The sequence below is a fragment of the Kribbella swartbergensis genome (assembly GCF_054784135.1).
In genome coordinates this window covers 608,887-630,157 of the sequence record NZ_BAAGPM010000034.1, presented here as the reverse complement: position 1 = coordinate 630,157, position 21,271 = coordinate 608,887, and the positions used below count along the sequence as shown (strand labels likewise).

20 protein-coding genes are annotated in these 21,271 nt (G+C 69.6%); 9 read left to right on the top strand and 11 right to left on the bottom strand.

Going from position 1 to position 21,271, the window contains the following annotated elements:
• Positions 1-347 (bottom strand): GntR family transcriptional regulator (locus ACYVOK_RS32105; RefSeq protein ID WP_460666339.1); only part of this gene is annotated, 347 nt, incomplete at its 3' end.
• A gap of 28 nt (positions 348-375) precedes the next feature.
• Here ACYVOK_RS32105 and ACYVOK_RS32100 point away from each other — a divergent pair.
• The 3 genes from ACYVOK_RS32100 to ACYVOK_RS32090 are packed head-to-tail and all read left to right on the top strand — an operon-like array spanning position 376 to position 2,857.
• Complete coding sequence (locus tag ACYVOK_RS32100; RefSeq protein ID WP_460666338.1) at positions 376-1,185, top strand: methyltransferase domain-containing protein; 810 nt, start codon at positions 376-378, stop codon at positions 1,183-1,185.
• Positions 1,179-1,334 carry a hypothetical protein gene (locus ACYVOK_RS32095; protein WP_460666337.1) on the top strand — a complete coding sequence of 52 codons (156 nt, stop codon included), beginning with the start codon at positions 1,179-1,181 and terminating at the stop codon, positions 1,332-1,334. Before ACYVOK_RS32100 ends, ACYVOK_RS32095 begins: the two co-directional genes overlap by 7 nt.
• Positions 1,335-1,366: 32 nt before the next feature.
• Complete coding sequence (locus tag ACYVOK_RS32090; protein ID WP_460666336.1) at positions 1,367-2,857, top strand: CYTH and CHAD domain-containing protein; 1,491 nt, start codon at positions 1,367-1,369, stop codon at positions 2,855-2,857.
• 169 nt (positions 2,858-3,026) lie between these two features.
• On the opposite strand, the gene ACYVOK_RS32085 is transcribed toward ACYVOK_RS32090, so the two are convergent.
• From ACYVOK_RS32085 to ACYVOK_RS32045, 9 genes are all read right to left on the bottom strand, one after another.
• Positions 3,027-4,673 carry a solute symporter family protein gene (locus ACYVOK_RS32085; protein ID WP_460666351.1) on the bottom strand — a complete coding sequence of 549 codons (1,647 nt, stop codon included), beginning with the start codon at positions 4,671-4,673 and terminating at the stop codon, positions 3,027-3,029.
• Between the two features lie 8 nt (positions 4,674-4,681).
• Positions 4,682-5,026: a DUF485 domain-containing protein gene (locus tag ACYVOK_RS32080; protein WP_460666335.1), complete on the bottom strand. Its 345-nt coding sequence runs from the start codon at positions 5,024-5,026 to the stop codon at positions 4,682-4,684.
• A gap of 249 nt (positions 5,027-5,275) precedes the next feature.
• Positions 5,276-6,835 (bottom strand): sodium/solute symporter, encoded by a 1,560-nt coding sequence (locus tag ACYVOK_RS32075; RefSeq protein WP_460666334.1) that lies wholly within the window; start codon positions 6,833-6,835, stop codon positions 5,276-5,278.
• Positions 6,836-7,234: a hypothetical protein gene (locus ACYVOK_RS32070; RefSeq protein ID WP_460666333.1), complete on the bottom strand. Its 399-nt coding sequence runs from the start codon at positions 7,232-7,234 to the stop codon at positions 6,836-6,838. It abuts the gene before it with no gap.
• A 10-nt stretch (positions 7,235-7,244) separates the two neighbouring features.
• On the bottom strand, positions 7,245-7,994 hold the full coding sequence (locus ACYVOK_RS32065) for a LytR/AlgR family response regulator transcription factor (RefSeq protein WP_460666332.1): 750 nt from the start codon (positions 7,992-7,994) through the stop codon (positions 7,245-7,247).
• Positions 7,995-8,003: 9 nt separating this feature from the next.
• Positions 8,004-9,134 (bottom strand): histidine kinase, encoded by a 1,131-nt coding sequence (locus ACYVOK_RS32060; RefSeq protein WP_460666331.1) that lies wholly within the window; start codon positions 9,132-9,134, stop codon positions 8,004-8,006.
• A 17-nt stretch (positions 9,135-9,151) separates the two neighbouring features.
• The gene (locus tag ACYVOK_RS32055; RefSeq protein WP_460666330.1) at positions 9,152-9,889 is read right to left on the bottom strand and encodes a metallophosphoesterase family protein; all 738 of its coding nucleotides are present in this window, start codon (positions 9,887-9,889) and stop codon (positions 9,152-9,154) included.
• A 55-nt stretch (positions 9,890-9,944) separates the two neighbouring features.
• Positions 9,945-11,159, bottom strand: a complete 1,215-nt coding sequence (locus ACYVOK_RS32050) for a hypothetical protein (RefSeq protein ID WP_460666329.1) — start codon at positions 11,157-11,159, stop codon at positions 9,945-9,947.
• Positions 11,160-11,174: 15 nt separating this feature from the next.
• On the bottom strand, positions 11,175-12,359 hold the full coding sequence (locus ACYVOK_RS32045; RefSeq protein ID WP_460666328.1) for a hypothetical protein: 1,185 nt from the start codon (positions 12,357-12,359) through the stop codon (positions 11,175-11,177).
• Positions 12,360-12,476: 117 nt separating this feature from the next.
• On the opposite strand from ACYVOK_RS32045, the gene ACYVOK_RS32040 reads away from it, so the two are divergent.
• The 5 genes from ACYVOK_RS32040 (at position 12,477) to ACYVOK_RS32020 (ending at position 18,205) form a co-directional block, all read left to right on the top strand.
• On the top strand, positions 12,477-13,907 hold the full coding sequence (locus ACYVOK_RS32040) for a serine/threonine-protein kinase (protein WP_460666327.1): 1,431 nt from the start codon (positions 12,477-12,479) through the stop codon (positions 13,905-13,907).
• Between the two features lie 91 nt (positions 13,908-13,998).
• On the top strand, positions 13,999-15,333 hold the full coding sequence (locus ACYVOK_RS32035; RefSeq protein WP_460666326.1) for a M20/M25/M40 family metallo-hydrolase: 1,335 nt from the start codon (positions 13,999-14,001) through the stop codon (positions 15,331-15,333).
• Positions 15,334-15,411: 78 nt separating this feature from the next.
• Positions 15,412-16,536: an NAD(P) transhydrogenase subunit alpha gene (locus ACYVOK_RS32030; RefSeq protein ID WP_460666325.1), complete on the top strand. Its 1,125-nt coding sequence runs from the start codon at positions 15,412-15,414 to the stop codon at positions 16,534-16,536.
• Positions 16,533-16,838 carry an NAD(P) transhydrogenase subunit alpha part 2 gene (locus ACYVOK_RS32025; protein ID WP_460666324.1) on the top strand — a complete coding sequence of 102 codons (306 nt, stop codon included), beginning with the start codon at positions 16,533-16,535 and terminating at the stop codon, positions 16,836-16,838. The genes ACYVOK_RS32030 and ACYVOK_RS32025 overlap by 4 nt, the downstream gene beginning before the upstream one ends.
• Entirely contained in the window at positions 16,835-18,205 is a 1,371-nt protein-coding gene (locus ACYVOK_RS32020; protein WP_460666323.1) for an NAD(P)(+) transhydrogenase (Re/Si-specific) subunit beta, read from the top strand. The genes ACYVOK_RS32025 and ACYVOK_RS32020 overlap by 4 nt, the downstream gene beginning before the upstream one ends.
• A 203-nt stretch (positions 18,206-18,408) precedes the next feature.
• On the opposite strand, the gene ACYVOK_RS32015 is transcribed toward ACYVOK_RS32020, so the two are convergent.
• Positions 18,409-19,392 (bottom strand): helix-turn-helix transcriptional regulator, encoded by a 984-nt coding sequence (locus tag ACYVOK_RS32015; protein WP_460666322.1) that lies wholly within the window; start codon positions 19,390-19,392, stop codon positions 18,409-18,411.
• A gap of 277 nt (positions 19,393-19,669) precedes the next feature.
• Here ACYVOK_RS32015 and purF point away from each other — a divergent pair, with 277 nt between their 5' ends.
• Positions 19,670-21,232 (top strand): amidophosphoribosyltransferase, encoded by a 1,563-nt coding sequence (purF, locus tag ACYVOK_RS32010; protein WP_460666321.1) that lies wholly within the window; start codon positions 19,670-19,672, stop codon positions 21,230-21,232.
• The last annotated feature ends 39 nt before the right edge of the window (positions 21,233-21,271 follow it).

Genomic DNA, 21,271 nt, shown 5'->3' with positions numbered 1-21,271 from the left:
GTGGTGGGCTGGGATTGAGGGGGGTGGGGGTTTTTGAGGTGGGGGGTGGAGATGGGGGCGGCGACGACGATCGTGCCTGCGCGGCCGCGGCCGGTGACGTGGCCGTCTTCGGTCAGGCGCTGGTAGGCCTCGGTGACGACGCCGCGGGAGACCTGTAGCTCGGCGGCGAGCACGCGGGTGGCGGGCAGCCGGCTGCCGATCGGGAGGCGGCCGTCCGAGATCGCTGCCCGGAGCCGTTCGGTCAGCCAGTCCGCCAACCCGCCCGCGGGCGCGTCGGTGATGTCCAGCTGAAGGAAGTCGGCACCCGCTTTGGACCGGCCAATTTCGCCCTGATTGGACCTGTTCACCAGTCCATAATGGCGGGAGCGTGGAGTTATGGGAACTGACTACGTCCACGGTTACACCTCCGCCGAGACCCGCCGGCTCACCGACCAGGCGCAAACCCTCGCCGACCTGCTGCACGCCGGCATCAGCTACCCGGCCGGCAGCCGGGTGCTCGAAGCGGGCTGCGGCGTCGGTGCGCAGACGGTCCAACTGGTGACGCGCAGCCCCGGCATCGACCTCGTCTCCGTCGACATCTCCGAGGAATCGCTCGCCCGGGCCAAGGCCCGGGTCGCGGCCGTCGCGCCGGATGCCCGCGTCGAGTGGCGGCACGCCGACATCCTCGACCTGCCCTTTCCCGACGGGGACTTCGACCACGTCTTCGTGTGCTTCGTGCTCGAGCACCTGCCGAACCCGTACGAGGTTCTCGTCAGGTTGGGCAAACTCCTCCGCCCGGGCGGCACGATCACCGTGATCGAGGGCGATCACGAGTCCGCGTTCTTCCACCCGAGGAGCCCGGCGGCGCAAGCGGTGATCGACTGCCTCGTCGACCTCCAGGCCGCGGCCGGCGGCGACGCACTGATCGGCCGCCGACTACAGCCTTTGCTCAAGGACGCCGGGTACGACGAGGTGCGCGCCTGGCCCTGCACGGTGTACGCCGACGAGACGCTCCCGCACCTGGTCGACGGCTTCACCCGCAAGACGTTCGTGGCGATGGTCGAGTCGGTCCGCGAGCGGGCCATCGCCGCCGGGATGCGAACGCCCGCCGAATGGGAGCAGGGCATCCGCGACCTCGAGAAAGCCGCCGAGCCGGGCGGCACCTTCCACTACACCTTCTTCGCGTCGGTAGGCCGAAAATGCTGATCCTGCTGCTCTTCCTCGTGCTCCTCGCCTGGGCCCTGCAACTCAACCACGACCGGCAGATCTGGCCGTCCACACCGGGGATCGGGCGCAACGGCGTACCCGACCGGGATGCCGAACGCCTGGCGGCCGACCTGAGGGCACTTCGCTGACCCTGTTCATGAACGCCTGGTAAACAAGAGGCATGTCGCCCACGGAGCAGTTGGAGATCGAGACCAAGTACGACGTCGACGAGGCCGCGAGCCTGCCGGCGTTGCACGAGCTGCCGGGGGTCGCGAGTGTGGCGCAACCGGTCGAGCTCGACCTCCAGGCGGTGTACTACGACACCGAGGCGCTGGCTCTGGCCGCCAACAAGGTGACGCTGCGGCGGCGGACCGGCGGCGAGGACGACGGCTGGCACGTGAAGTTCCCGAAGTCCTCGGGCGGGCGGCTGGAGATCCGGCACCCCCTCGGCCGGACGAACGGCAAGGTGCCGATCGCGGTCGTGCGGTCGGTCCGGGTCCACGTGCGCGGCAACGAACTGGTGCCGGTGGTGACACTCAACACCAAGCGCGTGGTCCACCGCCTGCTCGACGAGGACGGGGTGGTGCTCGCGGAGCTCGCCGACGACCGGGTGACCGCGACCGTCGAAGGATCCGAGCCGGAGACCTGGCGTGAGTGGGAGCTCGAGCTCGTCGGCGGCGACGCCTCGTTGCTGGAGGAGGCGGACGAGCTGTTGCGATCAGCCGGAGCCGAGCCGGCGTCCGGGCCGAGCAAGCTCGCGCGTGCGCTGGGCGATCGCATACCCACCGCCGAGGCGTGGGAGCTGCCGTCGAAACCGCGGACGTCGGACCTGTTCCGCGCGTACGCCGCGGCCCAGGTGCAGGCGATCCGGGACCGCGATCCCGAGGTACGGCGTGACGTCCCCGACGCGATCCACAAGTTCCGCGTCGCGACCCGGCGGCTGCGGTCGGCGCTGGCGACGTACCGGCCGGTGATCGACCGTCAGGTGGGCGACCGGATCCGGGGAGAGCTGAAGTGGCTGGCCGGTGAGCTCGGGGTCGCGCGGGACGCCGAGGTGCAGCGCGAACATTTCGCTGCCGAAGTCGCCGAGCAGCCGACTGAACTGGTGATGGGCCGGGTCGCCGGCCGGATCGACGACCATCTGCGGGCCGTGTACAAGGAGGGCCGGGCGGGTGCACTCGCCGCGTTGGAGAGCGAACGGTACTTCCGGCTGCTCGACAGCCTCGACGAGTTGATCGCCAACCCGCCCCTGGTCGGCGACGACCGCAAGGCGGCCAAGCAGATCCACGACCTGCTCGAGCACGACTGGAAGCGGATGCGGAAGGCGGTCCGCCGTTCCCAGTCGGCCGAGACCACGGCGGAGCAGGACCACGAACTCCACGAGGTCCGCAAGGCCGCGAAGCGACTCCGGTACGCCGCGGAGTCCGCCGTACCGGTTCTCGGTGACGAAGCCGCGGACCTCGCCTCCCGCGCCGAGGAGGTCCAGGAAGTCCTCGGCGAACACCAGGACTCCGTCGTCTCCCGCGACCTGCTGCGCCAGTTGGCCGTCCAGGTCCACCTCGACGGCGGCAACGCCTTCACCTTCGGCCGCCTCCACGCCGCCGAAGAACACCGCGGCATCCGCTCCCGCGACGCCTTCTACAAACTCTGGCCCACCCTCGAACTCGCCTGAGGAACGGCGCGCAGGACGGCGACGAAGGAGCCGCGCGGGCGTCGACAGCCGTCCTGAGACGAGTCCGGAACGTGAAGACGGACCCGGGAGGGGGCCGGGTCCGTCTTCGGGGCGGGGGTGGGGCTGTCAGGCAGGTTCGCGTCGGTTCAGCAGGGCCTGCCTGACAGGTCTAGTGCTGGACCGCCTTCTCGGCGCCGGCGCCGGTCAGGGAGCGGACCTCCATCTCGGCGAACTTGTCGACGTCGGTCTGCTCCTTGCTGGTGACCGTCCCGAGCCAGCCGAGCAGGAACGCCAGCGGGATCGAGACGATGCCGGGGTTGTCCAGCGGGAACCAGTGGAAGTCGATCCCGGTGTCGGTGATCATCGACAGGCTGGCGCCGGTCTTGGCGTCCACCTTGCCGGAGACGACCGGGCTGAACGCGATCAGGATGATCGCCGAGCCCAGACCGCCGTAGATGCTCCACAGCGCGCCGCGGGTGTTGAACCGCCGCCAGAACAGCGAGTACAGGATGGTCGGCAGGTTCGCGCTGGCCGCGACCGCGAACGCCAGCGCCACCAGGAACGCGATGTTCTGCCCGTTGGCGAAGATGCCGCCGACGATGGCGACCGCGCCGATCACCAGCGCGGTGATCCGGGCCACCCGGACCTCGCCGTCGGCGTTGACCTCACCCTTCTTGATCACCTGGCCGTAGACGTCGTGGGCGAACGACGTACTCGCGGTGATGGTCAGGCCGGCGACCACGGCGAGGATGGTGGCGAAGGCGACCGCGGAGATGACGCCCAGCAGGAGCTCACCACCGAGTTCGAACGCCAGCAGCGGTGCGGCCGAGTTCGCCCGGCCGGGAGCGGCCCTGATCGCGTCCGGGCCGACGAGCGCGGCGGCGCCGTACCCGAGGACCAGGGTGAACAGGTAGAAGATGCCGATGATCCAGATCGCCCAGCTGACGCTGCGACGGGCCTCCTTGGAGTTCGGCACCGTGTAGAAGCGCATCAGCACGTGCGGCAGGCCCGCCGTACCGAGCACCAGGGCGAGGCCCAGCGAGATGAAGTCCAGCTTGCTGATCCCCGTTGCGCCGTACTGGAGTCCCGGGTTCAGCAGCTTCTCGCCGGCCGTCGGGCTCCGGTCGACGGCCGCACCGAGCAGGCCGGACAGGTTGAAGGTGTACTTCGCCAGCACCCACAGCGTCATCAGGCCGGCGCCGAGGACCAGCAGGACGGCCTTGATGATCTGCACCCAGGTGGTGCCCTTCATACCGCCGACCAGGACGTAGGTGATCATGATGATGCCGACCACGGCGATCACCAGGCTCTGCCCGGCCCGGCCGTCGATACCGAGCAGCAGGGCGACGAGACCCCCGGCGCCTGCCATCTGCGCCAGCAGGTAGAAGAAGCAGACGCCGAGGGTCGAGATCGCGGCCGCCATCCGGACCGGCCGCTGCTTGAGCCGGAACGACAGTACGTCGGCCATCGTGAAACGGCCGGTGTTCCGGAGCAGTTCGGCGACCAGCAGCAGGGCCACCAGCCATGCCACCAGGAAGCCGATCGAGTAGAGGAAGCCGTCGTACCCGTTCAGGGCGATCGCACCGGCGATGCCGAGGAAGGACGCGGCGGACAGGTAGTCACCGGCGATCGCGATACCGTTCTGCGGGCCGGTGAAGGACCGGCCGCCGGCGTAGAAGTCGGCCGCGGTCCGGTTGTTCCGGGACGCCTTGATCACGATCGCCAGCGTCGCGACCACGAACAGCGCGAAGATCGCGATGTTGACGGTCGGGCTGCCGATGTCGGTTGCCAGCGGCAACGACAATGGCAACGACAATGGTGCGGTCACTGGTCAACTCCCTCGATCTGGTGGCGAAGCCGCTCGGCGTCCGGGTCGACCTGCTTGTCGGCCCAGCGGACGTAGATCATCGTGATCGCGAACGTCGACACGAACTGCCCGAGCCCGAACAGCAGCGCGACGTTGATGTTCCCGCCGATCCGCGTGGACATGAAGCCGGGTGCGTAGGCGGCGAGCAGGACATAGACGAAGTACCAGACCAGGAACAGGCCGGTCATCGGGAACACGAAGCGCCGGAACCGGCGACGCAGTTCAGAGAAGTCCGGTGACAGCTGGACGTCTCGGTACGTCGTGAGTTCCGGATCGCCCGCGGATCGCGTGGTTTCGCTCATCCGCGTCCTCGCTTCGCTCCGGGCGCGGATGAGCGACATGGCGCACTGTGCCCGATGATGAACTCGCTTCGCTCGTTCATTGGCGGCACCTCCAGACGGAATCAGGCCGGGCGGAGCGACCGGCAGGGGTTGCTGGTCGTACTGTGTCCCGCGTCACGCGTGCCCCGACAGCACCGGCGCGCACCGAGCGCTCAGCGGACCACACCAGTCGACCGGTGGATCACCGACCTGCGACGAGCGGTCGAATCCTCACGACGAGCGGTAGGGCTGCGGCAGGCCGCGGTCGACGTCGACGGCCTCGGGGGTGTGCAGCCGGACCATGCTGCGGGCGGTGCCCGCCGGGATCCTGTCCGGGGTGAGCTTGGACACGACGATCACGGTGAGGAACGCGAGCGGCATCGTCCACGCCGCCGGCTGGCCGACGAGGGCCTTCGGCCAGCCGCCTTCCGGCCCGCCGATCACGTTGATCAGCGCGGCCGCACTCGCCGCCACCCCGCCGACGACCAGACCGGCGGCGGCCCCGGTCGTCGACATCCGGCGCCACCAGATCCCGAGCACCAGCAGCGGACAGAACGTCGATGCCGCGACGGCGAACGCCAGCCCGACCGTGTCCGCCAGACTCAGCGACCCGGTCAGCCAGAACGCCAGGTACGGCACGCACATCGACAGCAGCGCCGCGATCCGGAAACTGTTCACCGCCACGTAGTCCCCGCCGGTCCAGCGGTGCAGCCGGCTCCGCAACAGGTCCTGGTCGATCACGCCGGCGATCGCGACGACCAACCCCGACGACGTCGACAGGAACGCCGCGAACGCCCCCGCCGCAACGAGCGCGCCGAGCAGATCCCCTGCGGTACCGGGGAAGATCCGCCCCGGCAGCTCCAGTACGACGGTGTCCGCGCCACTCCCGACCAGGTCCGGAGCGAACGTCCTGCCGAGAACGGCGTACATCGGGGGGAACAGGTAGAACGTCCCCAGCAGCGCCAGGACGACGACCGTCGTACGACGTGCCGCCCGGCCGTCCGGGTTCGTGTAGAACCGGACCAGGACGTGCGGCAGGCCCATCGTTCCGAAACAAAGGGCCAGGAGCAACGAATAGGTCGCGTAGAGGGGGTGGTCCCGGCCGCCCGCGGTGGACAGCGGCTCGGCCCACTCCGCACCGGCGCCCTGCAGCGACTCCAGTACGCCGACCGGATGTTCCGCGGACCGCCACGCGATCAGGATGACGAAGATCGGCGTGGCCAGGGCCGTCAGTTTCAGCCAGTACTGGAACGCCTGCACGAACGTGATCGAGCGCATGCCGCCCGCGGCGACGTTGATCACCACGATCACCGCGACGACCGCGGCGCCGACGGCCGGCGGTGCGCCCGTCACCGTCTGCACGGTGAGGCCGGCGCCGTGGAGCTGCGGCAAGAGATAGAGGGTTCCGATGCCGACGACGAGACCTGAGCAGATGCGCCGTACGACGGCCGACTCGAAGCGGGTCTCGGCGAAGTCGGGCAAGGTGTACGCACCCGATCGGCGCAGCGGGGCCGCGACGAGGACGAGCAGCATCAGGTAGCCCACGGTGTAGCCGACCGAGAACCACAGCATGTCGGCGCCGTTCACCAGCACCAGGCCGGCCACACCGAGGAACGAGGCCGCCGACAGGTACTCGCCACTGATCGCGGACGCGTTCCAGCGCGGTGTGACGACCCGGCTGGCGACGTAGAAGTCACTGGTGGTACGCGAGATCCGCAGCCCGAACAGGCCGATCCCGATCGTCGCCACGATCACCAGCCCGATCCCGATGAGACTCGTTGCCGACGACATCTACTGTTGCCGCCCGACGAACTCGGTGAACTCGGCCTCGATCCGCTCGGCGTGACGGACGTAGATCCGCGCGGCGACGTACACGACCGGGTAGACCACGATGCCGAGCATGACCCACGGCAGCGGCAGGCCGAGGATGCCGGCCGTCCGGGTCGCCGGGACGAGCGCGAACAGCAGCGGGATGCCGCCGAGGACGACGGCCGCGCCGCCGATGACGCCGAGCGCCAGCCGGAGCTGGGACTGGATGAGCGACTGCATGTAGACCTGGCCGAGTCGGGTCTGCTCGTCGATCTCGCGGGTGCCGGTCGGGATGATCGGCCGGCGGGCGGCGCTCGTTCGCGGGCTGGTGATCCGGACCCGCCGGGGAACGCGGTCCTCCGGGCCCTCCGGCGTACTCATGTCATCGCCGTCAACCACGCAGGGACGTCGACCGGACCAGCAGGTCGCGGAGCTCGCGGGTGTGCCGGCGGCTGACCGGCAGCCAGTCACCGCCGACCCGGACCGCGCACCGGCCGCCGTCGACGCGCATCTCGTCCACATGCGCCAGGGCGACGAGCGTACTGCGGTGGATCCGGGTGAAACCCGCGTCGCGCCAGCGTTCCTCCAGCGTGCTGAGCGGGATCCGGACCAGGTGCGAGTTCTGGCCGGTGTGCAGGCGGGCGTAGTCGCCCTGCGCCTCGACGTACCGGACCGTGGAGCGCTGGACGAACCGGGTGACGCCGGCCAGCTCGACCGGGATCACCTCGTCGTCGGTCTCGTCCGGCGACTGCAGCGCGGCCGGCGCGCCCGCGGTGACCACCCGGCGGACCGCCTCGGCCAGCCGCTCGGCCCGGACCGGTTTCATCACGTAGTCGGTCGCCTCCAGGTCGAACGCCGCCACCGCGTGCTCGTCGTACGCGGTGACGAAGACGATCTGCGGACGCGGCTGGCGGAACTTGGACAGCACCCGGGCCAGGTCGATCCCGTCCAGGCCGGGCATCTTGATGTCGCAGAACAGCACGTCCAGGTCGGTCGCCTGCAGGATCTTCAGCGCGTCCGGGCCGTTCGAGGCGGTCCGGATCTCGCCGATCCGGGGGTCCTGATCCAGCAGGTACACCAGCTCGGCCAGGGCGGGCTCCTCGTCGTCCGCGACCAGCGCGCGCAGGGGAGTGTCGGCCATGCCCACACCCTAGGGCGAGGCATGCACTCCTGAGGAGTATTTGGGCACCCGGAAAGTCACCTTGGTCCCGGCGTCGACGGCGGTCTCGACCACCAGGCCGTAGGCGTCGCCGTACACCTGCCGGAGCCGGGCGTCGACGTTGCCCAGACCGACCGAGTCGCTGCCCGACTCACCGGCCAGCGCGGCCCGGATCACCTCGGGATCGCTGCCGGCCCCGTCGTCCTCGACGCTGATCTCGGCGTCGTTGATCCGGTCCTGGGCGCGGATGGTGATCCGGCCGACCCCGGTGGTGCCTTCCAGGCCGTGGCGTACGGCGTTCTCCACCAACGGCTGCACGACCAGGAAAGGGATCACCACCGGCAGCACTTCGGGCGCGATCAGCAACGACACCTTCAGCCGGTCCCCGAACCGGGCCTGCTCGAGCACCAGGTACCGCTCGACGTTGCGCAACTCGTCGGCCAGCGTGGTGAACTCGCCGCCACGCCGGAGCGCGTACCGGGAGAAGTCGGCGAACTCCAGCAGCAGCTCACGCGCCCGCTCCGGGTCGGTCCGCACGAACGACGCGATCGCGGCCAGCGCGTTGTAGATGAAGTGCGGACTGATCTGCGCCCGCAGCGCCCGCAGTTCGGCCTCCATCGCCCGGGTGCGCTCCTTGTTGAGCTCGGCCAGCTCCACCTGGCCCGACACCCAGCGGGCGACCTCCTCGGTCGCCCGCACCAGTGCCGCCGACGACTTGATGCTGTACGCGACCAGTACGGCAACCACGCGTTCCTCGGTCACGATCGGCGCGACAACCGCCGTACGGATCGGACACTGCGGGTCACCACAGGCCACGTCATGGGCCCCGAGTACCGCGGTACGCCCGGTGCGGAGAGTCGGAGCGGCGAGAGCCTTCGCGTCGCCCCGGTGGTTGCTCTCGTACGGTCCGCCGACGCCGTCCCAAGCCAGTACGCCGGAAGAGTCGCAGATGGCGATGGCCGCCGTACCCAGGAGGTCCCTGAGGTGGCGGCTCGCCTTGCCGGCCGCGGCGGGTGTCAGGCCCTCGCGCAGGTGCGGGCTGGCCAGCGAGGCGGTGTGCAGAGTCGCGTACGTCGCCTTGTCAGCCAGAGTGCCGAAATGCTTCCGCCGTCGTGCGAACACGTGACGACGGTAACCGCTCAGCCTTCGGCGCGCGGCCTGAAGGCCTCCAGGGCCTCTGTGTCGGAGTAGTTCGAGAGCAGGTACTCGGCCACCCAGGCCTCCCGGCCCGGGTAAGACGACTCCGCGACGATCCGCTCGGCGGCCTTCGTGCTGTCGAGCGCGGACCGTCTGAGCTGCACGCCGTCCGGGGTCAGCAACGCCCAGCTCGGGCCGGGAGCGCCGTACGGCATCCCCACACTGCCCGCGTTGACCACCAGCCGCCGGTCGACCTGCCGCGCGAACGGCATGTGGGTGTGCCCGCACACCACGGTGCGGATGTCGTCCGGCAGTCCGCCGAACACCTGAGCCCACCGCGAGATCGGACTGTCCACCAACACCATCTCCTCGTCGTCGCGAGGAGTCGCGTGGCAGAAGAGAACGTCGTCCAGCACCTGGGTCGTCGGCAGCCCCGCCAGCAACTCGACCTGATCGTCCCTGAGCTGCTCGGCCGCCCACGGGCTGACCGCATCCGGCGCCTCGCCCTCGAACGTGCGCCGTGCCATCTCCACCAACTCGCGATCCGCATTCCCGCGAACCCAGACCGCCCGTTCCCCCAACGCTAGGAGCACATCAAGCGTTTCCACCGGCTGCGGCCCGCTGGCGATGTCTCCGGCCAGCACCACCACATCGGCGTCCTGAACATCTCGCTCGGCCAACACCGCCTCGAGCGCCGGCAGAACCCCATGAATGTCCGCCAGCACCGCAACCGTCGTCATGCCGCCAGTCTGCCCCCGAACGCCTTTCCGGACAGGGCTGTCTGCTGTCGGCAGATCAGCTGCCGAGACGCAACTCCTTGTCCGTGCTGATGGACGTGGCCAGCTCGCAGTCCGGGGTGGTGAGGTTGCAGCGGATGATCGCACTCTTGGTCCCGCTGTCACCGCCGCCGCCCTCGGCGACCGCGACGATCAGGACGTGCTGGTCGTCCTCGGCAACGATCTGGTGGAAGCAGCCGTTCCACTCGCGGATCAACTTGCCGGTCCGGCTGTCCAGCGCGGCCTGCACGGTGTTGCAGTAGCCGTCGCCGTACGCCGGTCCGCCGACCGCGGTCCCGGAATCCGGGGTGAACCCGGTGATCATGTAGTCGCAGGTTCGGGAGAACTGCTTGCCGGTCGCGATCTCCACCGTCGAGGAGCAACTGCCGCCGTCGTTGATCAGGTTCACCGCGGCCGCGACGCGGCCGTCTCTGGACACGGCCGACGGCGAGCCGACCGTCTTGACCACGGTCGCCTTCGACTCACCCGGCACCCAGCTGTACAGCTTCCAGGCACCGGTGTCGTCGGTGTCCGCACGGTAGTAGACCTTGCCGTCCACGTAGGCGAGCACCCGCAGGTTCCAGGCGTCCGGCAGCTTCAGCGACCTCACCGAGCCGCTCTCGCCGATCGTCTCGGCGTACACGACCCCGCCCTTCGTCGCGGCGCCGAGCCAGCTGGGTCGGCCCGCCGCGTACGCCGCCCTGGACTGGTCAGCGGTCGTCACCAGAGAGGACACGTCGGGGGTTCGCCGGACTTCACCGGTACTCCTGATCCTCAGCAGTTCGGTCCCCGAGTCGCCCTTCGTGACGGCCGCCAGCACGTCGGTGTCGAGGCGGCCGACGGCGATGATTCCACCGGTTCCGGGAATCTTGATCGCGCTCCCGGCACCGCCGCGGACCTCGCGTCCGACCAGATACGGGATCGCGGGTTCACGACCCTTGGAGAGCTTGCTGACGTTCACCGTGACCTTGACCGGCCCGGTGTTCGCGGGCGGCTCGCTGGTCGGCGTCGTGGTCGGCGCTGCGGTCGGGGTCGGCTTGGTGGTCGCCGGGGTCTTGGACGGCGACGGGCTGGGAGTCGGCCTGGCCGTCGGAGACGGGGAGCCGGTCAAGGGAGCGGCCTCGGCCCCGGCTGACTCGGGGCCCTGGCGGTAGGCGAAGGCGGCGCCGATGGCGACTGCGGCGACGGCCACCGATGCGACCAGGATGGCCAGGCGCCGGTTGTTGTTTCGCATCAGCGGTCTCCTAACTCACGATCCGAGCAGCAGAGTGCCCTTGGCGAGGGGGGTGGCGCGTTCGCAGGCGCCGGTGGTGATCGTGCAGCGGATGATCGAGGCCGGGGTGTCCTCCCCGTCGTCTGCGAGAAGCAGCAGGTGCTGGTCGTCTTCGGCGACCGTCTGCCGGAACGTCCCGGTCCATTCGTGCAGCAGTGTGCCGTTCTTCGCATCCAGGGCAGCTGCCAGGCCGTCGCCGTACCCGTCCCGATAGAAGGGGCCCGCGATCGCGGTGGCGCCGTCCCAGGTGAAGCCGTCGACCTGGTACTCGCAGGTGCGCCACAGCCGTTTGCCGGTGGCCAGCGCGACGACGCTGGTGCAGCTGTTGTAGTCGTTCAGGGTGGTCAGGGACGCGGCCGTCGTACCGTCGCCGGTCACTGCGGTCGGCTTCGGGACCGTCTTGATCTCGGTCGCCTTCGAGGCGCCCACGACCCACTCGTACAAGGACCAGGTGCTGGCGGCCTCCGTGGCCGACGCCTGGAAGTAGACCTTCCCGTTGCTGTAGCCGATCAGGGTCGTATTCCAGAGGTCCGGCACGGAGAGCTTCTGAACCTTCTCCCGCTCCGCGTAGATGGTGGCGCCCGGCTCCTGCTCACCGAGGTCGGACATCCGGGTGGCAACGTAGGCAGCCGCCATCCCGTCCTCGGTGGAGACGATGCCGGAGACGTTCGGGGTCTTCCGCACCACCGTGCCGTCCGAGCCGATGGTCAGCAGTTCGGTGGTGTTGTCGTCCGCGCTCACGACCGCCAGGACCGACTGACCGAGCCGGGCGACCGCCTGGATCGGCTGGGTGCCAGGGATCTTGACGTCCTGACCGGCGCCCCCGCGGACCGTCCGGCCCGTCAGGTAGGGGACCTGCGGCAGGCGACCGGTCGGCAGCTTGGCCAGGTCGATCTTCGTCTTGACCGGCCCGGCCTTGACCGGGGGCGTGACGGCGGTCTTGGTCGGCGTCTGCGTGGGCCGGACGGTCGAGGGAGTCGCTGTCGGTGCCGGCGTCGGTGTGGAGCCGCTCGGCGTCCGGGACGGTGTGCCGGACAGCGGGGCGGCTTCGGCCTGGGCGTCCTCGGGTCCTTGGCTGTAGGCGAGGGCGCCACCGGCCGCGACGGCGGCGACGGCAACGGCTGCGACGACGGCGACCAGTCGCCCGTTCATAGGCCGCATCAACGAACTCCCAACCCTCGTGACCTGTCGTCGGTCAGACGCACCTCGTCGGTCATTTGTTCACCAGCGGCGGGGCCAGGCACGACCGGTTGCAGGAGGATCGAGCATAATTGCGCCATGGACCAGCCTCCGCGGATCGGCCGGTACTCCCTGGTCCGCCGGGTGGGTGCCGGGGGTTTCGCGACCGTCTGGCTGGCCCGGGACGAGCAGTTGGACGCCGAGGTCGCGGTCAAGATCCTGTCGGACAACTGGATCGAGGACCACGACGTCCGGCGCCGCTTCCTGGCCGAGGGACGCTTTCTGCGCAAGGTCGACTCGCTGTACGTCGTCGGCGTCCACGACATCGGGGAGGCCGACGACGGCCGGCCGTTCATGGTGCTCACCTACGCCGACGGCGGCACCCTCGCCGACCGGATCAAGGCCGGTCCGCTGGAGATCGCCGAGGCGGTGCGGATCATCACCCAGGTCGGCCGGGGCCTGAAGCACCTGCACGCCCGCGGCGTCCTGCACCGCGACGTGAAGCCGGCGAACGTGCTGTTCCGGAGCGACCCGGCCGGCGACCGGGCGATGCTGTCCGACCTCGGCCTGGGCAAGTCCCTCGCCGAGGTCTCGAGGATCACGATGCCCGGCGGCACCCCGTCGTACGTCGCCCCGGAGCAGGTGCGGGGTGAACGCCTGGACCACCGGGCCGACCTCTACTCGCTGGGTGCGGTCGCGTACGCGGCCTTCACCGGGCAGGCACCGCACGGCGTCGCCAGCCTCGGTGCGGTGATGCAGATCAACTCACCACCGCCGTCCATGACGACGATCCGGGAGGACATCCCGGACGCGATCGACGCCGTCGTACGGCGTGCGCTCGAGCCGGACCGCGACAAGCGCTGGCCGGACCTGGACAGCTTCCTCAACGCACTCCGGGACGCCCACACCACCGGAGAGATCCCGCCCGGCCTGGTGCCGGCAGCTGAAATGCCCACTCCGGTCGCCCCGCCCGCCGACGTCGACCAGGCAACTGCACTCGCCAGCGCCAACCTGTCCACGGTCGCGACACCCCCACGCCGCCGCACCCGCTCCCGCATCATCGCCCTCCTCGCCGCCGTCATCCTGGCCGCAGGCGGCGCCTACGGCGGCTACCAACTGGTGCTGACCCGCCCAGTCAAGGTCGAGTCCAGAGGACTGTCTGTAGAGGTCCCACGTGAGTGGTCGCAGATGGCCGACAGGGCTGACGGCCCTGCGTTGCTGGTCAGCGAGAACACCGCTGAGTGGGGTAAGTCCACGGACGTCGACGGCGTATTCGTCGGCATCGTGAGCGGATCCACCCTGCCGACCACCACCACACCCCCACCCGGCTGCAACGCCAGCTCGGGTGAGGCGGGGCAGTTCGACAACCGGCCTGCCGTCCTGTTTCGCTACACCTGCTCGGACGCACACACCGTTCTAGAGCGGTTCATCCAGTACCCCGGTGGGCAGTTGCTGCAGGTCCAGGTGCGTGATGACAACCCCGAGAAGCGGCAATCCGTCCTGGACTCCGCGTCGTACAGCAAGAGTTAGGGCACCAAGGACGTCAGCCACGTGCTGTAGACGAAGTGGTTCGCGGTGAACTGGGCGTCGGGGCTGCGAACGGACGCCGTACGGTAGGCGCATGACCGATCTGTCCGCGGCGATCGACCGCGTTCTGCCCAGCGTCCGTGCCGACCTCGAGGACCTCATCCGGATCCCGTCGGTCAGTTACGAACCGGCCCGCGCGGCCGACGTCCAGCGGTCCGCCGAAGCGACCGCGGCGCTGTTCGAGGCCGAGGGGTTCTCGGTGAAGATCGTCCGGGCCGGCGAGGGTGCTCCGGCGGTGATCGCGAAGAAGCCCGCACCGGCCGGGAAGCCGACGGTGCTGCTGTACGCCCACCACGACGTCCAGCCGACCGGCCCGGTCGAGCAGTGGACCTCCGACCCGTTCGAGCCGACCGAGCGCGGTGACCGGTTGTACGGCCGCGGCGCGGCCGACGACAAGGCCGGGATCGCCGCCCACCTGGCCGCCGTACGAGCCTTCGGCAACGATCTGCCGGTGGGCGTGACGGTGTTCGTCGAGGGCGAGGAGGAGATCGGCTCGCCGACCCTGCTGCAGTTGCTCGACGAGTACTCCGACGAACTGGCCGCCGACGCGATCGTGATCGCCGACTCCGGCAACTGGGACATCGGCCGGCCGGCGCTGACCGTGTCGCTGCGCGGTCTGGTCGAGGCGTACGTCGAGGTGCGCACGCTCGACCACGCCGTCCACTCGGGCCTGTTCGGCGGGCCCATCCCGGACGCGCTGTCGACGTTGTGCCGGCTGCTCGCCACCCTGCACGACGAGAAGGGTGACGTCGCGGTGGACGGGCTGCACGCGTCCCGGGCGGCGGACGTCGAGTATCCCGAGGACCGGCTGCGGGCCGAGTCGGGCGTGCTGGACTCCGTCCGGCTGACCGGTTCGGGTTCGCTCGTCGACCGGCTGTGGACTCGCCCGTCGGTCGCCGTACTGGGGATCGACGCGCCGTCGGTGGCGGAGGCGAGCAACACGCTGGTGCCGGTCGCGCGGGCCAAGGTGAGCCTACGGGTCGCGCCGGGCGACGACGCGATCAAGGCGAGCGCGGCGCTGAAGCGGCACCTGGAGGACCACGCGCCGTGGGGTGCCCAGGTCACCGTCACCGAAGGCCAGATCGGCCAGCCGTGCAGCGTGAACGCGCGCGGCGCCGGGTACGAGGCGGCCCGGTCGGCCTTCCAGACCGCATGGGGTGTCGAGCCGATCGACATGGGCATGGGCGGCTCGATCCCGTTCATCGCCGAGTTCCAGCAGACCTTCCCGCAGGCGTCGATCCTGGTCACCGGCGTGGAGGATCCGGACACCCGGGCGCACGGCATCGACGAGGGCCTGCACCTGGCCGAGTTCCGCAAGGTCTGCCTGGCCGAGGCCCTCCTGCTGCAGAACCTGGCCGAGATCGCCTGACAGGCCAGGGACACAACTCGACCACGAGCCGATGATCAGGCTTTCCGGCGACCCAGTGTTTGGCATAGGTTTCGGCGAGTGAAGATCGCAGTCGTACGGGAGACCAGACCGGCCGAGCGCCGGGTCGCGCTGGTGCCGGAACAAGTCGCGAAACTCATCGAGCTCGGCTACGAGGTGGCGGTCGAGCCGGCCGCCGGCGAACGCGCCCTGTATTCCGACGACCAGTACCGCGCCGCCGGTGCCGAGGTCGCCTGGGGCGCCGACCATGCGGCCACCATCGTGGTGTCGGTGCAGCCCTTGGAGCGCGAGCGTCTGCAGCGGCTGCACGCCGGTACGGCGCTGATGTCGTTCCTCCCGACGAATCCGCCGGACGTGGTCCGGACCGCGACCCGGGCCAAGCTGACCGCGTTCGCGATGGAGCTGATCCCGCGGATCTCCCGGGCCCAGTCGATGGACGCACTGTCCTCGCAGGCCCTGGTCGCCGGGTACCGCGCCGCGATCGTCGCGGCCGAACGGCTGCCGCGTTTCTTCCCGCTGAACATGACCGCGGCCGGCACGGTCCCGCCGGCCCAGGTCCTCGTCCTCGGCGCCGGTGTGGCCGGGTTGCAGGCGATCGCGACCTGCAAGCGACTGGGCGCCGTGGTCAGGGCGTACGACGTCCGGACGGCGGCCGCCGAGGAGATCGCGTCGATGGGCGCGCAGCCGATCGAGCTCGAGCTCGGCACCCTCGACGGTCCCGGCGGCTACGCCCGCGAGATGACCCCGGAACGCGCGCAACTCCAGCGCGATCTGCTCACCCCGTACGTCGCCGCCGCGGACGCCCTGATCACGACGGCCGCCGTACCCGGTCGCTCGGCGCCGATGCTGGTCTCGCGGTCGATGGTCGAGCAGATGAAACCGGGCTCGGTCGTGGTCGACCTCGCGTCCGAGCAGGGCGGCAACGTCGAGGGCTCGGTGGCCGGGACCGAACTGACGATCGGCAACGCCCTGGTGTGGGGCGGTGCGAACGTGCCCAGCCAGATGGCCGGACCGGCCAGCCGGCTCTACGGTCAGAACATCGCCAACCTGATCCGGTTGATGACCCGCAACGCCGCCTTCGATCCGGACTTCGACGACGAGATCGTCCGCGGCTGCTGCGTCACCCACGACGGCAGCGTGCTGCACGAGCCCACCCGCGAGCTCCTGGAAGGACAGGCCCTGTGACCGAGTCCATTGCGCTGCTGACGATTTTCGTACTGGCGGCGTTTGTCGGGGTCGAGGTGATCAGTAAGGTGTCCTCGACGCTGCACACCCCGCTGATGTCCGGGGCGAACGCGATCCACGGCGTCATCCTGGTCGGCGCCATCATCGTCACCGGCCGGGCGGAGTCCGCGATCGTGGTGGCCGTCGGGCTGCTGGCCGTCGTCCTGGCGACGGTGAACATGGTCGGCGGGTTCGTGGTCACCGACCGGATGCTGGAGATGTTCAGAGGTCCGGGGGCGCGCAAGAAGGAGCTGCCGAAGTGATCCCCACCTGGGCCCAGATCGGGTATCTGGTCGCCGCGGTCTGTTTCATCGTCGCGCTGAAGGCGCTGTCGTCGCCGAAGTCCGCCCGGGCCGGCAACGCGCTCGGCGCGGCCGGCGCCGTGCTGGCGGTGGTGATCACCTTCGTCGCCTACAAGCCGGGGAACCTGGTGCCGATCCTGATCGCCCTGGCCGTCGGCACCGTCGCCGGTGTGGTCGGGTCGCGCCGGGTGCAGATGACCCACATGCCGCAGCTCGTTGCCCTGTTCAACGGTGTCGGCGGTGGCGCGGCCGCGCTGGTCGCGCTGATGGAGCTCGGCGAGGTGCCCGACGGCGCGACCGTCGCCGCGATCGCGACCGCGTTCACCGTCCTGGTCGGGGCGATCAGCTTCTCCGGCTCGATCGTGACGTTCGCCAAGCTGCAGGAGTTGATGACGACCCGGCCGGTGACGTTCCCGGGCCTGCCGGTGCTCTTCGTCGCCTCGATCCTCGGCGGTGTCGCGCTGGCCGGCTGGCTGGTGTCCGATCCGCGGGTGTGGGTCGGCGTACTGCTCTGCCTGGTCGGTCTCGCGGTCGGCGTGATGCTGGTGCTGCCGGTCGGCGGGGCCGACGTACCGATCGTCATCTCGCTGCTGAACGCGTTCACCGGTCTGACGGTCGCCGCCGGCGGCTACGTGCTCGGCAACGCCCTGCTGCTGGTGGCCGGCACGCTGGTCGGCGCGGCCGGTACGTTGCTGACCAAGCTGATGGCCGACGCGATGGGCCGCTCGCTCTACAACATCCTCTTCGGCGCCATCCGCGGCGGCTCCACCCTGGGCGGCGGTACGGCGTCCGAGCGGCCGGTCATCTCCGGCGGCGCGGAGGATGTCGCGATCCTGCTCGGGTACGCGAACCGGGTCATCATCGTGCCCGGGTACGGCCTCGCGGTCGCCCAGGCCCAGCACGCCCTGCGGGACCTGGTCGAGGAACTGCAGGGCCGGGGCGTGAAGGTCGACTACGCGATCCACCCCGTCGCCGGCCGGATGCCGGGCCACATGAACGTGCTGCTGGCCGAGGCCCAGGTGCCGTACGAGCAGCTGCGCGAGATGGACGAGATCAACGGCGACTTCAAGTCCACCGACGTCGTCCTGGTGGTCGGCGCCAACGACGTGGTCAACCCGGCCGCCCGCACCACGCCGAGCGCGCCGATCTACGGGATGCCGATCCTGAACGCCGACGAGGCGCAGCGGGTCATCTTCCTCAAACGTTCGATGCGTCCCGGTTTCGCCGGAATCGAGAACGAACTCCTCTACGACCCGCGAACCACCCTGCTGTTCGGCGACGCGCGCGACTCGCTGACCAAACTCCTCGCCGCCCTCAAGACCGTCTGAGCAAGATTACGTTGTCAATCGCGAAAGGCGCGAACTGAAGCACGTCCGCGTCCCGATGGCAAGCGGTTGGCATGTTCCTGCCGAGGTACGACGGCTGGGCGGTCCAGACCGGATGTTCGCCGGAAACGCTGCCACGACAGGCGTTTCCGGCCGGCCGGGGGTCGAGGAATTCCCGCGAAAATGGTGCTGCTGGAAATGTTTGATCAAACCCAGCCGCGTTTGGCGGCGGCCACGCCCAATTCGAACCGGCTGGCCGCGTCCAGCCGCTCGGAAAGATTCGCGGTAATTCGCCGCGCGGTGCGCAGGGAAATCCCGAGCAAACGCGCGACCTGTTCGTCCTTCGCGCCGCCGGCGAGCAAACGCAATACCTCCGCCTCGTGCGGGGTCAGAGGTGTGTTGTCGTCGCGGTCCTCCGGCGCGAACATCTCGGTCGCGCGGGACCAGTACGCGTCGAACAGGGCCAGCGCGACCGACACCACGGCCGGGGAGCGGTGGATCACCGCTCCGGCCGTCGGGTTCTCCGGGTCCATCGGCATGATGGCGATCTCCTGGTCGAAGATCAGCAGCCGCATCGGCAGGGTCGGGGTCGCCCGCACCTCGCCGCCGAGCCGGTGCATGGTGGCGGCGTACTCCAGCGCCTGCTTCGACGACGTCATGCTCTGCAGGTAGACGGTCCGCATCTTCAGACCCCGCTCGAGCAGAGCGAAGTCCGGTGACCGGTCCACCTGCTGGATCGTGTCGTCGATGTGCGCCGGCACCAGGCCCCAGAACGTCTCCCGCGCCTTCAGCGCGAGCTCCTCGATCCGGCGCGACGCGTTCGCCCGGCCCTTGAGCACCTCCACGTCACCGCTGCTCCGGGCGGTGAGCAGCTCGTTGTACTGCTCGGCGACGATCTCGGCCGACGCCTCGGCCTCCTTGAGCTCGCCGAGCATCTTGTTCAGCTCGGTCCGCCGCCGCTCGGCCAGCCCGGTCAGCCCGACCCGCGGATGGACCGCGTGCTCGGCCTCGGGGTTCGTCCAGGTCGCCACCAGCAACCCGAGCTCGCGCAGCCTGTTCAGCAACTGGTGAACCTCGTCCAGCGGACGATTCACTAGCGCGGCTATCTGCTCAGGCGTACTGTCTGGGTGGCTGAGAAGGGCGTGATAGACCGCAAAGGTGGCTTCGTCCACCCCCAGCGGCTCGAGCACGATCCTTCTCCTCCAGAAACTTGTCGGAACCGACCATATACAGGCAGCGTCGACAAAGAGCAGTCAATTGGTGGTTTCGGATTATTTCTGAAGGGACGATCGGTGATCAAGAAGGTGCTCGCTGTAGTCGGAATTGTCCTGCTGCTCGCCACGGCCGCGCCACAGACCGCGTCGGCGGCCGAGGGCAGTGGCGCGTGTCACCTGATCGCGGCCTGCTGGTAGGCCGCGGAGGTCCGCGGTGGCCGGAGGGCCGGGTGACGTCCCGTAGACTGCTGCTGTGGCTCGTGGCGATGGTCGGCTCACCCATGACCTTGACCCGCAGGATCTCGGACCGCAGGACGCGTGTGGCGTCTTCGGGGTCTGGGCGCCGGGGGAAGAGGTCGCCAAACTCACCTATTTCGGGCTCTACGCTCTGCAGCACCGCGGGCAGGAGTCGGCTGGCATAGCGGTCAGCAACGGCAGCCAGATCCTCGTCTACAAGGACATGGGGCTGGTCAGCCAGGCGTTCGACGAGGCGACCCTGGCGTCGCTGCGCGGACACATCGCGATCGGGCACTGCCGGTACTCGACCACCGGGTCGAGTGTGTGGGCGAACGCCCAGCCGACCTTCCGGTCCACCGCGACCGGGTCGATCGCGCTCGGTCACAACGGCAACCTGACCAACACCGGTGAGCTGGCGGCCAGCCTGAACGGCGGCGGCGACCTCGGCCTCGAGCTGGACGCCGAGGTCGAGCACGCCAAGGCGAACGCCAAGCACAGCGCGTCGTCGGACACCGACATCCTCACCTCGATGCTGGCCGGCTACCCGGATCTCACCATCGAGCAGGCGGCGGCCAAGATCCTGCCGAAGGTCAAGGGCGCCTTCAGCCTGATCTTCATGGACGAGAACACCCTGTACGCCGCCCGCGACCCGCAGGGCATCCGCCCACTGGTACTCGGCCGGCTCGAGCGTGGCTGGGTGGTCGCCAGCGAGACCGCCGCCCTCGACATCGTCGGCGCCTCGTTCATCCGGGAGATCGAGCCCGGTGAGATCGTCGCGATCGACGCCGACGGGCTGCGCTCGACCCGGTTCGCCGCGGCGGATCCGAAGGGCTGCCTGTTCGAGTTCGTCTACCTGGCCCGGCCGGACACCCAGATCTCCGGTCAGCGGATCCACTCCACCCGGGTCGAGATCGGCCGCCGGCTGGCCCGCGAGCACCCGGCCGAGGCCGACCTGGTCATCGCCACCCCGGAATCCGGCGTACCGGGCGCGATCGGGTACGCCGAGGAGTCCGGCATTCCGTACGGCTCCGGCCTGGTCAAGAACGCGTACGTCGGCCGCACCTTCATCCAGCCCAGCCAGACCATCCGCCAACTCGGCATCCGGCTCAAGCTGAACCCGCTGCGCGAGGTGATCGAGGGCAAGCGGCTGGTCGTGGTCGACGACACCATCGTGCGCGGCAACACCCAGCGCGCGGTGATCCGGATGCTGCGCGAGGCCGGTGCGAAGGAGATCCACGTCCGGATCACCGCGCCGCCGGTGAAGTGGCCGTGCTTCTACGGCATCGACTTCGCCAGCCGCGCCGAACTGATCGCGAACGGCTTGAACACCGAGGAGATCTGCCGGTCGCTCGGCGCCGACTCGCTCGGCTACATCAGCCTGGACGCCCTGGTCGAGTCGACCACGGTGCCGAAGGAACGCCTGTGCCGGGCCTGCTTCGACGGGGTCTACCCGGTCGAGCTGCCCGACCCGGAGCAGCTCGGCAAGCACCTGCTCGAGGTACCGGTGTCCACCGATGTCGACGGCCTGGCCACCGTGTCCGGCGGCGCGGGTGCCGCCGACGCACTGAGTCGTCCGTAGACCTTCCGCAGTCGAGACCAGCCCGGCGTACGCCGTACC